The organism is Gordonia abscondita, from assembly GCF_032711245.1.
Lineage (GTDB): Bacteria > Actinomycetota > Actinomycetes > Mycobacteriales > Mycobacteriaceae > Gordonia.
Genome location: NZ_CP128986.1, coordinates 1,453,261 through 1,465,299 on the forward strand (window position 1 = coordinate 1,453,261; position 12,039 = coordinate 1,465,299).

The following is a 12,039-nucleotide window of genomic DNA, read 5'->3' on the forward strand; positions in this document are numbered from 1 at the left end:
GTACCTGTGAGAGGAGTGAAGAGTGCGTGACGCGTTCGATGCAGTGATCGTCGGATCCGGCCCCAACGGGTTGACTGCGGCGGCCACGTTGGCCCGCGCGGGTCGGCGAGTCCTCGTCTTGGAGGCAGCCGACACGATCGGCGGAGGCACACGTACCGACGAGTTCTTCGGCGCGGGCATTCGCACCGATACGTGTTCGGTCGTCCACCCGACCGGCCTCGTCTCACCCGCGTTCACGGACCTGTGTCTGAGCGAGCACGGTCTGACCTGGCTGACGCCTGAGGTATCGCTCGCCCACGTGGGAGCGCTCGATACCGTTGGAATCCACCGCGGATCCGCCAGCGCCGCAATGGAACTCGGTGTCGATGCCAACCGGTGGCGGCGCCTGGTCCAGGTGCCGGACCCGGTGGGTGTCGCCGCGCAGATCCTCTCTATGCCGGCAGCGCCGAGGCGATGCCTGCTGCGGACGGCAGTGTTTGGCGCGGCGGCCGTCCTGCCAGTGGACGTGCTGGTGCGCGGGTTCGCGACCAGGCGTGGCGCGTCGATGTTCGCGGGCATCGCCGCGCACGCGGGACGACCATTGTCCGCTGCGGGGTCGTCGGCTGCGGGACTGCTTCTCGGGATGCTCGCCGACACCGGCTGGCCGGTCGCCGAGGGCGGCTCTCAGTCGGTCGCCGATGCCCTCGTCTCGGTGATCGTCGCCAACGGCGGACAGATCGAGACCGGCTGCGAGGTCACCGACCGTGGACAACTTCCGACCGGGTGCGATCTGCTTTTCGACACGTCGCCCGAGGTGCTCATGCGACTGTTCGCCGACCGCCTGCCGCGAGGCTACGCTCGCGCCCTCCGCCGATTCGCCTACGGCAGCGGAGCGTGCAAGGTCGACTTCGTCCTGTCCGACCCGATTCCGTGGTCGCAACGACCCGACCTCATGGCGCGGACGGCGACCTTCCACTTAGCCGACGACATCGCTCAGATCAGCCGAACAGAGAGCGACGTCGCCGCAGGCCGTATCACCGAGCGGCCGTGGGTGCTCGGCGGCGAGCCGACGAGGATCGACCCATCCCGAGCACCGTCGCGAACGCACCTGGCCTGGGCGTATTGTCACGTCCCCGCCGGCTGCGAGGTCGACGTCTCCGACCGGATCATCGCTGAGATCAGCAGGCGAGCACCGGGATTCCGCGACACGATCAAGGACGTGCGGGTGAGCACGGCTGCCGACCTCGAACGGCACAACGCGAACTACGTCGGCGGCGACATCAACTGCGGTGCCGCGAGCCTGACTCAACTGCTGGCACGGCCAGTGCTGTCGCCGACGCCGCAGGTGACCGGGATCCCCGGCGTCTACCTGTGCTCGTCGGCGACAGCGCCGGGCGGCGGAGTGCACGGAATGTCCGGCTACCGCGCCGCCCGAGCTTTGCTGGCGTGCGAATGATTCAGCGCTTGCGACGTTCTAGATGGACGAAGGCCTGCACGTGAACGTCGGAGCCGTCGACGGCATCCCGGATCTGATCGGTCGCGACCGCGACCTTCTGCGCGATCTCGGGGTACGTGCGGTCCGGGCTTGCCGTCACCTCCACGCGGATGATGCTGCGGGCCCGGTCGTTGACGGCCCGGGCGGAGACCGAGGTGAACATCGGATCCCCGGACAGTTCGTCGGCGACAGCAGACGCGATCAGCTTCGGCGCGATCGACATCGCTCCGGTCTCGTCCGAGCCGTCGAGTTCGATGTCGTCAGTCGATACGGGCCGGACCGCGGAGATGATGAGCGGTACGCCCCACATCAGGGTGAGTAGCACGATCGCGACGAGGATGAGCGTCCACCATCCGCTGTCGGCGAAGCGACCGACGGCGCTGGTATCGATGCGCTTAAGCCAGTCGACGACGGGCTGCACATCGAGATTCCACGTGATCGCGGCAACGCCAACGACCAGCAGAAGCAGACCGATGAGTCCGATCGTCACACGGTGTGCCGCGGCAGGTAGGCGGTTCATCGGCGACCACCTCCGTGACGGTGGGAGAAGCGGACGACGGCGCGAGGTTGCGATTCGGCGTCGCCGGCTACCGACTCCACCACTTCGCGTACGCGGTCTCGATCGGCCGAGTCGCGTGCGGTCACTGTGCACGTCGCCTTACGTCGGGTGACCACCGTCGTAGCGTGGTCGACGCCGGTGACCGACTCCGCGGCGGCGCTGCATCGACGGGCTAGGTCGACGCGACGAGTCCACAGGACGTCGTGGTCGGTGAGTCGGAGATGAGTCGGTCGACGTGGTTTCAACGACGCCACGACCAGTGCGACTCCGACTACGCAGCAGGCGATCGCGGGGGCCCACATCCAGCTCGTCCACTGGCTTTCACTCGACCAGTGGGCGGCTGACGCGAGCCATGGATCCCCTCCCGTCCATCCCGCTTTCACGACGAGGTCGCGCACCGCGACACCGCACAGGACGAGCATTGCGATGCCGACCAAGGCGCCCAGAATAGCGGCTCCCGGCAAGCCCGACGGCGCGAACACATTGCGGCTCGAGGTGTCGTCGGTGCCGGAGCGGTCGCCGGCTTCAGTTGTCGATGTCATCGATGTCCTCCGATGCTCTCGCGCGCTCCTGCGCTTGCGTGACGCTGGGTAGATCGATGTATCCCTGCTTTCGGCGGGTCACTTCACCACGTGGAACCAGTTGTCGCACGGTGATATCGACCCGGACGGGGCGATCACCGGTTAGCTGTTCGAGGTCCTCGGAGATCGACGCGCGGACCTCTCGACAGACACGGGTGACCGCGCACGGCCACTCCAACGCGACGACGATCGACAATCGTCGGGCGGACCCGGCGGCGTCGACTGTGGCGTGCGGAAGGTCGGTGCTGATCCCGAACAGATCGGTTGTCGACGATCCGAGGACCGCACCGACGGTGCCCTGCTGATGGACGACGCCGTCCACGTTGAGCGCCGCACGCTCGGCGATTCTCCGGACCACCCGATCGGCGATGACGAGCGTTCCTGTCGTGCGGGTACTCGCCGGGGCCGCGCCGCCCTCCACGACGCGGTCCCCGGCGAGAGTCTCTTCAGCCACGGCCTCTGCTCCGAATGACAGCGCCCAGATCGAGGGTGCCGTCGAGCTGTAGACCGATGACCAGACCGATGAGGCCGAAGACCAGTGCGAGCACCAGCCCCCAGAATCCGCCGACGAGGGCAGCGAGTGCGAGCAGTAGCCCTGCGAGCATTCCAATGACGGCCTTGTTCATCAGCCTGCCCTCCGGACCTGCTCGATGTCTTCGACGATCACCGCGAACGGCAGACCGGTGATTGACTCAGCGGTGTCGCGGACAGAAGCGGCGACTTCCTGCAGGTCGTAGGCCAGGTCGACGATGATGTGGACCTCCCCGTCCTCGTCGCCGACGGCGACTCCCGTGACCCGGCGACCGGGCAGGTAGGTGGCTACCTCGCCGAACAGCCCGCTGTGCAGGTCGACGACCCCTGGCAACGCGAGAACCGCGTCAGCGATTTGCTCGGCGGCAGAGCCGTCGACGTCCTCGCTCAGGGGAGCCATCACTCGACCCTCCGCGAGCCGTCGGACTGGTCGTCCTCGTCGCCGAAGCTCACGTCGTGGACGGTCACGTTGACCTCAGTGACCTCGAGTCCGGTCATCTGCTCGATCGCAGTGATCACATTGCGGCGGATCGCGGCCGCGAGCTGGTGGATCGCGACGCCGTAGTCGGCGACGATGGAGACGTCGACGGCGGCCTGGCGTTCACCGACTTCGACGTTGATGCCCTGCGTGGCGCTGACTGACGTGCCCGGAAGAACTTCGCGGACCTTGCCGACGACGCGTTCGGTGGTGCCGCCGACGTCGTGGACGCCGTCGATCTCGCGGGCCGCGATGCCTGCGATCTTCGCGACGACGATGTCGGCGATGGATGTACGTCCGCGGTCACCCGCGGTGTCGCGCCGTGCGATCTCTCGCCCGGCCGCGGCCTCGGCCGCCTTGGTCGACGGCGCAGTGACCTTCTCGGAGGCCGACTCTGCAGTCTTCTCTGCTGTTGCTGTAGTGGCGTTTTTGTCGGACACCCGAACTCCTTAGTCTGATTTGGATGGCACACCGATCGCGACCCCTCGTCCGGCCGAAGCCGGATCACGCGATCCGTGTGTAGAGTCAGTCGTATCGACGCGGGGAAGTTGCACGGATGAATGCGAGTGATGTCGATCACAACGATAGCTTAGATCTGGAAAGCCTGGGCGACGACGAGCTCGCCGGCGCTGCTGCGGTTGGCGACGCCGAAGCGTTCGAGGTGCTGGTCAGGCGTATGTCTCCGATACTGTTGCGTTATATGCGGCGCATGGTCAATGAGCCGCAGACGGCCGAGGACCTCGCCCAGGAGACGCTTCTCGACACGTGGAAGGCGTTGCCCGACTTCGCGTTCCGAAGCTCTTTCCGCACGTGGATGTTTGCCGTCGCGCACCGGAAGACTGTCGATCACTACCGTCGGCGACGCGACCTTCCGACGGACCGCGAGCGGTTCGACGAACTCGTCGCGCACGGGCCGCTGCCAGCCGATACCGCCGAACATTCGGCATTGATGGACGCACTTCGTGTCGAACTGGGAAACTTGCCCTACACGTCCCGGGCTGCGTGGTGGCTCAAGGAAGTCGAAGGGTTGACGCTCGTCGAGATCTCCGAGGTCTTGCGCGTCAGTACAGGATCGGTGCGCGGGCATCTCCAACGAAGCCGGAAGTTCCTGAGCAGTCGACTCGCACCGTGGCGGCCCGGTGTGAAGGCCGACGACAGCGGATCGGCTGCGAACGGGAAAGGAGGTCGATCATGAACGACATCCGCTATGACGGAGCGACCGATGAGCCCGTCGATGGGTGGTTGGTGGATGCGATCCGCGACGACCGTGAACCCGACAGCGACGTGGAACGACTTATCTCGTCGATCTCGGCCGGCGTCAGCCGGATGAGGCGGCCCGCGCGTCCGCTCGCCGCAGACGCGCGTGAAGTGTGGGTGAGCGACCGCATCGTCAAACAGCTGATCGCTGTGCAAATCCGGCGAGCACTCGGGCGGCTGGTGGTCTTCGCGTCAATTGATGGCGCCGAAGACGCCGTGGACGGCATTCGAATCGGCCTGATCGCGCGGTACGCGGACGATCTCGTCGCGAGGTCGGAGAGGGTTCGCGACCTGGTCGAGGATGTTCTGGTCTCGACGATCGGCGTCCAAGCCAGCGCGACCGCACGGACGAACATCTCGGTTCGGTGGCAGGACCTCTATACGCGGGAGTGGCTCGGTTAACTGCGTCCCCGCCCACGTGTTCAGCCTTCGCGGGCGTCCCGCCATTCGATCAGCCGCTTCACCGTCGACAGGTCGTAGTCGGGTCCGTTGACCGCGTACGTCAGGAGGGAGACGCCCTCCGCGGTGATGTCGTCGGCAAATCGGAGAAGGTCGTCGGTGTTGGTGCGGCCCTTGAGTTCGGCGGACCGTTCGATGCTGGACGCGTCGCGGCCGACGGCAGCGCAGTGCTCGGCGAGAATTGCGGACTTTCGCCGGTAGGTCTCGACATCGACGAACGAATGCCAGATGTCGGCGTGGGCGGCGACGTGGCGGAGTGTTTTGCGTTCGCCTCCGCCGCCGATGAGGAGCGGGATTTTGCGAGTCGGTGCCGGATTCAGTTTGCTGAAACGGGTTTCGATGCGGGGAAGTGCCTCCCCGAGAGCGTCGAGTCGCGACCCGGCGGTCCCGAAGTCGTAGCCGTACTCGGTGTAGTCGCGCTCGAACCAGCCGCTCCCGACGCCGAGGATGACCCGGCCGCCCGAGATGTGGTCGACGGTGCGCGCCATGTCGGCGAGGAGGTCTGGATTGCGGTAACTGTTGCACGTGACGAGCGGCCCGAACTCGATGCGCTCGGTCTGTTCGGCCCACGCGCCGAGCATTGTCCAACATTCGAAGTGTGCGCCGTCGGGTTCGCCGTGCAGCGGATAGAAGTGGTCCCAGTTGAAGGCGATGTCGACGCCGATATCCTCGGCTCGGCGGACCGCGTCTCGGATGAGGGCGTAGTCGGGGGAGTGTTGGGGCTGGATCTGGACGCCGATGCGCACGCGTGAGGTCATGGCCTCCATTCTGTACGCTCCCAAGACTCTTCGTGCATCCGCGAGGTTCCAGCCCCCGACCTTCTTTGCCGATTCGGCAATAGCTAATGACATATCGGCATGGCGCTGGCATGGTTGACGTCATGACTGAACAGCATGAGCACGGACCCGGAAACAAGGGTCGCCATCCGGAGACCGCCCAGGAGTGGGACGAACTGTACTCGACGTCCGACCGCCTCTGGACGACGAATGTGAATCCGGCCCTCGTCGCGGAGATCGCATCGCTTGTACCGGGTACTGCGCTGGACATCGGCAGCGGCGAGGGCGCCGACGCGCGGTGGCTAGCGGACGAAGGGTGGAAGGTGACCGCCGTCGACATCTCGCAGGTCGCCATCGATCGGGCGCGCGCCGCAGATCACGCAGGCGCGATTGCGTGGCATCGGCTCGACGTGGCAGAGGAGCCCCTTCCGAATGCGCCGTTCGGGTTGGTATCGGCCATCTACTTCCACATCGCCCGCACGCAGGAACGGCTCCTCGACGCTCTTGTCGACGCGGTTGAGCCCGGCGGGCGGTTCCTGCTCGTCGTGCACGCGGCACAAGGGATGAAGGAGCACGGTTTCGACCCGTCTGACTACTTCTTCCCATCCGACATATCTGACCGTCTCGGTGACGACTGGGAGGTCGAAGTGAACGAAGTGCGGCCGCGTGGCGTGCCCGCGGGCAACGGCGTGCACATCGACGACGAAGTGCTGCGGGTTCGCCGCATTCGGTGACGGTGGACTGCTGGCACCGCGTCGATGGACGCGTCCGGTGTCTCGCCGACACCGCTGCGGGCTGGCTGTTCTGGCCGATGGCGGTCGTCAGATCCAGCCCAGCTCTCGCGCCTTGACAGCTGCTTCGTACCGGTTGGCGACGCCGAGCTTAGCCATTGCCGCCGACAGATAGTTGCGGGTGGTGCCCGCCGACAGATGGGCGCGGGTCGCGATCTCGTCGACCGACGAGCCATCGATCGCGAACTCCAGGACGTCGGCTTCGCGCGGCGTCAACACCGAGTCGCCGGTGCTGATCGCTTCGGCGGCGAGTTCCGGATCGACGTAACGCCCGCCGGTGTGGACAGAACGGATGACGGTGGCGAGTGTCGCGGCCGACGCGGTCTTGGGGAGGAAGCCGCGCACGCCGGTCGACAGCGCGCGTTTGAGATAGCCGGGCCTGCCGTGGCTGGTGACGATCAAGCAGCCAGCGCCAGGGGAGAGCTCCAACACCCGTTGGGCGACCTCGATGCCGTCCATGCCGGGCAGTTGCAGGTCGAGGACGGCGACGGCGGTCGGAGATCCGTCGTCGACGCGGGCCCGCCACAGGTCGATCAGTTCCTCGCCGGTTCCGACGTGCGAGACGACATCCAGATCGTCCTCCAACCCGAGCATCGTGGCCATCGCCGAGCGGATCAACGTCTCATCGTCGGCCAACAGAACTGGAATCATGCGGTCTCCCAACGAATCTCAAGAGTGAAAGTATCGTGCGCGGAACGGGTGGTCAGGGTGCCGCCGACGTGTGCGAGGCGCTCGGCCAGACCGCGTAGACCCGAATGCTCGCCTTCGTCGGAAGCTGCGCCGTCGTTCGACAGGCTCATGCCCGACCGGCCGAGAGAAAGCGCCGCTGTGGTCGCCGACGAGTGCCGGACGATGTTCGTCGTGCCCTCACGCACCACCCAGGCCGCAGTCTCATGAAGTGTCGCAGGGACCGCTGCGATGTCGCCCTCCACGATGAGGCGGCACCCGGCGGCGTCGAGCAGCGCCCGTGCGCCGGCGACCTCGCCAGGTAGGTCGATGTCCCGGTATCCGCGGACCAGCGACCGCATCTCCTCCATCGACGCGACGGCGAGCGCCTTCACCTCGTCCATTTCGGCGGCCGCCCGCTCTGCGGCGCCTGCGCGAGACAGGCGGGCCGCCAGTTCGCTCTTCACCGCCACCGTCGAGAAGCCGCGCCCGACGACGTCATGCAGGTCCCGGGCGAAGCGGAGTCGTTCCTCGGCGACATGGAGTTGGGCCTCGGTGCGGCGAGCCACATCGAGATCGTCGACGATGCGCAGCGTCCACATGGTGAGCCGAGTGATGCCGACGAGGAAGGCGCCCATCGTGAGCAACGCGGCGCAATGCTGCACGAAGTCTGCGGACGAGCCGTAGGCCGCGGCGGTCGCGAGGACGCTCACCAGCAGGACCGGCCACCGCATGGTCGCGAAGGCGATCGTCGACACGGATGCGAGCGCGAGGACGAACCACCCGACGCCGCGGGCCGTCTCGTCGTCCCAACCGGCGCGGAACGCCACGCCGCACACCCACGCGGTGACGAAGCAGACGGCGGCGCCGACGGTCAACCAGGTGTCCGAACGCGACGGGGCCCGCCCGGTGAGCTCCGGACGGGCTTCGAACTGTGCGAGGGCCGAGGCGCACGAGACGACGAGTATCGCCGCTACGGCGAGATGTCCGCGTGCGGCCGCGACCGCGAACACGGCCAGGCCGATCACGCTGGCCTCCAACGTCAATCGCGTATAGAGGCGGTATTTGGTCGGATCGGACAGACGCCGCCACCGGTCGGGCGTGAAGGTCACCCGCGGTCGTCCCAACGGAAGCCCTTGTAGACGAGCGCGATCGCGATTGCGGTCCATATGACCAGTGTGGCAACTGGGCGGCCGACACCGGTGAACGTCCCGGCGAAGTCGGTCATCGGGGCATCGGCTCCCGCGGTGGCCGTCTTGCCCGCGGTGCCCAGATGCATGAGGTCCGAGACGGCCGCGTACGGCGTCCAGCCGAGCAGATCGGCTGCGCGATCCGGGAGCGTCGAGCGGATGCTCCCCATCCCGGCCATCGCGAGAGCCATCACCGGAAGCGATGTGATCTGCGCGGCCTCGGCGTTCTTTGTGAAACCGCTGGTGGCGAGGGCGAGGAGGCCGAATACGACGGAGCCGCCGACGAGCGCGACTACCATCGCGAGCACGTTCACCGGCCCGGGAGCGCCGGTCGCGTACACGATGGCGCAGACCAGCAGGGACGACGCCGTCGTCACGAGCACACCTGGTGCGTTCGGCGCGGCTAGGATCTGCCAGTCGGCAGCCTCGCCTGTCCGCAGACGTTTCAGGACACCCTCGGATCGGCGTGTCGTGACCATCGACAGCACCGTGTAGTACTGCACAAACATGAGTGCGAACAACGCGAAGATGTCGAAGGTTGCGGCGACGGTGTCGCGGTCGACGTGACCGTCATTGCTGCTGCGGACGAGCAGGTAAGTCGCGACCGGGAGCAGGACAGGAAAGATTACGCCGGTGACGACGAGTGTCCTATTGCGGCGGAACTGTAGGAATTCGGCGCGCGCCAACGACACCAGAGGGCTGCGGCGAAAGGTAGGTGTCGCAGTGGTCATCGGGTGGCTCCGATCTTGTCGTCGTCGGTGGGTTCGCCTGCCAAATCGAGGAATACCGATTCGAGTGACGCGGCGCGAGCCGTGAGACCCAGCAGGGTTACCCGCTCGTGGTCGGCCCAGGTCAGGACGGCGAGCAAGTCGTCCTGCAGGCGGCGGGTGGTCATCGATACGCGCCCGCCGTTCACCTTCAGTCCCGAGATCGGCGGCAAGGTGATGCCCGGGTGGTCGAAGGCGATGGTCGACGGGTGGCCGTCGACGATCTCGCGGAGCGTCCCGGCCCGGGCGATCGCCCCGGCGTGCATGATCGCTATCGTGTCGGCGAGCGCTTCGGCCTCGTCGAGATAGTGCGTGGTCAGAACCATGGTGACCCCGTCGGCCTTCAGATCGTTCAGCAGCCGCCAGGTGGCTCGGCGGTTTTCAGGGTCGAGCCCGGTGGTCGGTTCGTCGAGGAACAGCAGCCGGGGCCGTCCGAGCAGGGCGCACGCCAGGTCGACGCGGCGCTTCTCGCCACCCGAGAGCGACCCGACGCGGACGTCCGCGCGATCGGTGAGGTGGACTTTCGTCAGGACGTCGTCGACCGTCGTCGGGTGCGTACATGTGCCTCGCCACATCTCGAGGGTCTCGGCGACCGTGAGCTCGGCGGGGAGCCCGCCGGACTGCAACATGATGCCCAGGTCGGGGCGGACGCGGCGACGGTCGCGCATCGGGTCGAGGCCGAACACCTCGACCAGTCCGTCATCGGGGGCTGCGAGGCCTTCGAGAAGGTCGAGCGTTGACGTCTTGCCTGCGCCGTTCGTGCCGAGCAGCGCGAACACCTCCCCCGGTCGGACGGTGAGATCGACGCCGCGCACCGCGTGGTACGCGTCGTCCCCGTGGCCGTACCAACGGTGCAGGTCGCTGGCGAAGATGACTGCGTTCATCGGGCATTCCAATGCTTGCGCTCACCGACTGTCCAGCGTGCGCCCATGAACCCGACGACGACCACGGAGACGGCGACGATGAAGAGCGGTGACGGCCGGACGACGACGAAGACGACGGCCAGGAGGATCGCGGTCGTCACGATCACGAAGACTTCGCGGGATCGCGTCGGAGCCGGACCCAAGCGACAGCAGTCCACGAACAGATCGTGCATGGAGGCCTCGCGGAAGCCTGGCGGGCGGCGAACGGCGGGCGGGGTGCTTGTTGTCGATTTCATGCTTTCAAGCGTCGCCGGACGAGGTCCTCGCCAGTAGTGTGCGCAGTCACCGGACCCCGTGGGTTCTGCACGGGTCGGTGATGACAAATGTCATCGCGGACGAGCGCAGTTGTCGTAGGGCAGTGCCATGATCAGCGTGTGAAGGTGGAGCGGGGGCAGCGCGCAGACGCGTCGATTCTGCACGCCGACCTCGACTCGTTCTACGCGTCAGTCGAGCAACGCGACCACCCACGGCTGCGCGGCCGTCCCGTGCTCGTCGGCTCGGGCGTGGTTCTCGCCGCCAGCTATGAGGCGAAGGCGGTCGGTGTGCGGTCGCCGATGCCCGGCCACGAGGCGCGGGCACTGTGTCCGACCGCCGTCACCATGCCTCCGCGATTCGACGCCTATCTGGAGGCGTCTCGTGCGGTGTTCGACGTCTTCGGTGACGTGACTCCGCTGGTGGAGGGGATCTCCGTGGACGAGGCGTTCCTCGACGTCGGTGGGCTCCGTAAGATCAGTGGCACACCGGTCCAGATCGCCGCCCGACTCCGCGAGCGAGTGCGGGCCGACGTCGGTCTGCCGATCACCGTCGGTGTCGCGCCGAGCAAATTCCTCGCCAAGGTCGCCAGCGCGGTCGGTAAACCGGACGGACTACTCGAAGTTCCTGCGGGCGGCGAGCTCGACTTTCTGCATCCGCTGCCGGTCCGCAGGCTCTGGGGAGTCGGAGCCAAGACTGAGGAGCGTCTGCGCGACGCCGGAGTCTCGACCGTCGGGCAGATCGCGCAGCTTGGCGAGAACCGGATGTGCTCGTTGTTGGGGCAAGGCACCGGCCGGCACCTTTACGCGCTGTCGATGGCGCGTGATCCCCGTCGAGTCGAGACGGGCAAGCGTCGGCGCTCGATCGGATCGCAACGCGCCCTGGGACGACGGATCAAATCCGAAGCCGACATCGAGGCCACTCTTCTGGCCATCGTTGACCGACTCGCTGCACGGTTGCGCGCGGCAGACCGGTTAGCCCAGACGGTCGTGCTCCGGGTGCGTTTCCACAATTTCGCGAGTGTCACGCGGACGCGGTCCCTGCACGATCCGACCGACGCCACCGAGATAGTCCTCGCCGTCGCGCGCGGGCTCCTTGACGAAGCGATGCCACTCATCCGAGACCGTGGATGCACCCTGATCGGGCTGTCGCTGACGAACCTGCAAGACCATGGCGCCGTGCAGCTTTCGCTCCCGTTCGGCGACGTCGACCGCACCGCAGAACTCGATGTCGCCGTCGACGTGCTCCGTGTGAAGTTCGGGCGCGACGCGGTGACACGTGGTGCGCTGGTCGGCCGACATCACGGCCGCGACGCTCCGATGCTTCCGGACTAGC

The 12,039-nt window shown here is 66.8% G+C and carries 17 protein-coding genes; 5 read left to right on the forward strand and 12 right to left on the reverse strand.

Features of this window, described 5'->3' with window-relative positions; all coding sequences use genetic code 11:
- The first annotated feature begins 22 nt into the window (after positions 1-22).
- Positions 23-1,435, forward strand: coding sequence for a phytoene desaturase family protein (locus tag MP11Mi_RS06800; RefSeq protein ID WP_420041532.1), 1,413 nt, complete (start codon positions 23-25; stop codon positions 1,433-1,435).
- 1 nt (position 1,436) lies between these two features.
- On the opposite strand, the gene MP11Mi_RS06805 is transcribed toward MP11Mi_RS06800, so the two are convergent.
- From MP11Mi_RS06805 to MP11Mi_RS06830, 6 genes are read right to left on the reverse strand one after another with little or no spacing between them, the layout of a single operon-like run.
- Positions 1,437-1,994, reverse strand: coding sequence for an Asp23/Gls24 family envelope stress response protein (locus tag MP11Mi_RS06805; protein ID WP_420041533.1), 558 nt, complete (start codon positions 1,992-1,994; stop codon positions 1,437-1,439).
- On the reverse strand, positions 1,991-2,575 hold the full coding sequence (locus MP11Mi_RS06810) for a DUF6286 domain-containing protein (RefSeq protein WP_420041534.1): 585 nt from the start codon (positions 2,573-2,575) through the stop codon (positions 1,991-1,993). The genes MP11Mi_RS06805 and MP11Mi_RS06810 overlap by 4 nt, the downstream gene beginning before the upstream one ends.
- On the reverse strand, positions 2,559-3,068 hold the full coding sequence (locus MP11Mi_RS06815) for an Asp23/Gls24 family envelope stress response protein (RefSeq protein ID WP_420041535.1): 510 nt from the start codon (positions 3,066-3,068) through the stop codon (positions 2,559-2,561). Before MP11Mi_RS06815 ends, MP11Mi_RS06810 begins: the two co-directional genes overlap by 17 nt.
- On the reverse strand, positions 3,061-3,240 hold the full coding sequence (locus MP11Mi_RS06820; protein ID WP_420041536.1) for a DUF2273 domain-containing protein: 180 nt from the start codon (positions 3,238-3,240) through the stop codon (positions 3,061-3,063). Before MP11Mi_RS06820 ends, MP11Mi_RS06815 begins: the two co-directional genes overlap by 8 nt.
- A complete protein-coding gene (locus MP11Mi_RS06825) occupies positions 3,240-3,545 on the reverse strand; it encodes an Asp23/Gls24 family envelope stress response protein (protein WP_420041537.1) in 306 nt (101 codons plus the stop codon). Before MP11Mi_RS06825 ends, MP11Mi_RS06820 begins: the two co-directional genes overlap by 1 nt.
- Positions 3,545-4,063, reverse strand: coding sequence for an Asp23/Gls24 family envelope stress response protein (locus MP11Mi_RS06830; RefSeq protein ID WP_420041538.1), 519 nt, complete (start codon positions 4,061-4,063; stop codon positions 3,545-3,547). The genes MP11Mi_RS06825 and MP11Mi_RS06830 overlap by 1 nt, the downstream gene beginning before the upstream one ends.
- Positions 4,064-4,179: 116 nt before the next feature.
- Here MP11Mi_RS06830 and MP11Mi_RS06835 point away from each other — a divergent pair, with 116 nt between their 5' ends.
- Positions 4,180-4,818 carry an RNA polymerase sigma factor gene (locus MP11Mi_RS06835; protein WP_420041539.1) on the forward strand — a complete coding sequence of 213 codons (639 nt, stop codon included), beginning with the start codon at positions 4,180-4,182 and terminating at the stop codon, positions 4,816-4,818.
- A complete protein-coding gene (locus MP11Mi_RS06840) occupies positions 4,815-5,282 on the forward strand; it encodes a hypothetical protein (RefSeq protein ID WP_420041540.1) in 468 nt (155 codons plus the stop codon). The genes MP11Mi_RS06835 and MP11Mi_RS06840 overlap by 4 nt, the downstream gene beginning before the upstream one ends.
- 20 nt (positions 5,283-5,302) lie before the next feature.
- On the opposite strand, the gene MP11Mi_RS06845 is transcribed toward MP11Mi_RS06840, so the two are convergent.
- Complete coding sequence (locus MP11Mi_RS06845) at positions 5,303-6,097, reverse strand: LLM class F420-dependent oxidoreductase (RefSeq protein ID WP_420041541.1); 795 nt, start codon at positions 6,095-6,097, stop codon at positions 5,303-5,305.
- A 122-nt stretch (positions 6,098-6,219) separates the two neighbouring features.
- Here MP11Mi_RS06845 and MP11Mi_RS06850 point away from each other — a divergent pair, with 122 nt between their 5' ends.
- Positions 6,220-6,849 (forward strand): class I SAM-dependent methyltransferase, encoded by a 630-nt coding sequence (locus MP11Mi_RS06850; RefSeq protein WP_420041542.1) that lies wholly within the window; start codon positions 6,220-6,222, stop codon positions 6,847-6,849.
- 87 nt (positions 6,850-6,936) lie between these two features.
- Here MP11Mi_RS06850 and MP11Mi_RS06855 read toward each other — a convergent pair whose 3' ends face one another.
- The 5 genes from MP11Mi_RS06855 to MP11Mi_RS06875 are packed head-to-tail and all read right to left on the reverse strand — an operon-like array spanning position 6,937 to position 10,688.
- On the reverse strand, positions 6,937-7,557 hold the full coding sequence (locus tag MP11Mi_RS06855; protein WP_420041543.1) for a response regulator transcription factor: 621 nt from the start codon (positions 7,555-7,557) through the stop codon (positions 6,937-6,939).
- Positions 7,554-8,684: a sensor histidine kinase gene (locus tag MP11Mi_RS06860; protein WP_420041544.1), complete on the reverse strand. Its 1,131-nt coding sequence runs from the start codon at positions 8,682-8,684 to the stop codon at positions 7,554-7,556. Before MP11Mi_RS06860 ends, MP11Mi_RS06855 begins: the two co-directional genes overlap by 4 nt.
- Complete coding sequence (locus MP11Mi_RS06865; RefSeq protein WP_420041545.1) at positions 8,681-9,493, reverse strand: ABC transporter permease; 813 nt, start codon at positions 9,491-9,493, stop codon at positions 8,681-8,683. Before MP11Mi_RS06865 ends, MP11Mi_RS06860 begins: the two co-directional genes overlap by 4 nt.
- Entirely contained in the window at positions 9,490-10,413 is a 924-nt protein-coding gene (locus MP11Mi_RS06870) for an ABC transporter ATP-binding protein (RefSeq protein WP_420041546.1), read from the reverse strand. The genes MP11Mi_RS06865 and MP11Mi_RS06870 overlap by 4 nt, the downstream gene beginning before the upstream one ends.
- Positions 10,410-10,688 (reverse strand): hypothetical protein, encoded by a 279-nt coding sequence (locus MP11Mi_RS06875; RefSeq protein WP_420041547.1) that lies wholly within the window; start codon positions 10,686-10,688, stop codon positions 10,410-10,412. Before MP11Mi_RS06875 ends, MP11Mi_RS06870 begins: the two co-directional genes overlap by 4 nt.
- A 138-nt stretch (positions 10,689-10,826) precedes the next feature.
- Between MP11Mi_RS06875 and dinB the strand changes: the two genes are divergently transcribed.
- Positions 10,827-12,038 carry a DNA polymerase IV gene (gene dinB / locus MP11Mi_RS06880; protein ID WP_420041548.1) on the forward strand — a complete coding sequence of 404 codons (1,212 nt, stop codon included), beginning with the start codon at positions 10,827-10,829 and terminating at the stop codon, positions 12,036-12,038.
- Position 12,039 lies beyond the last annotated feature (1 nt).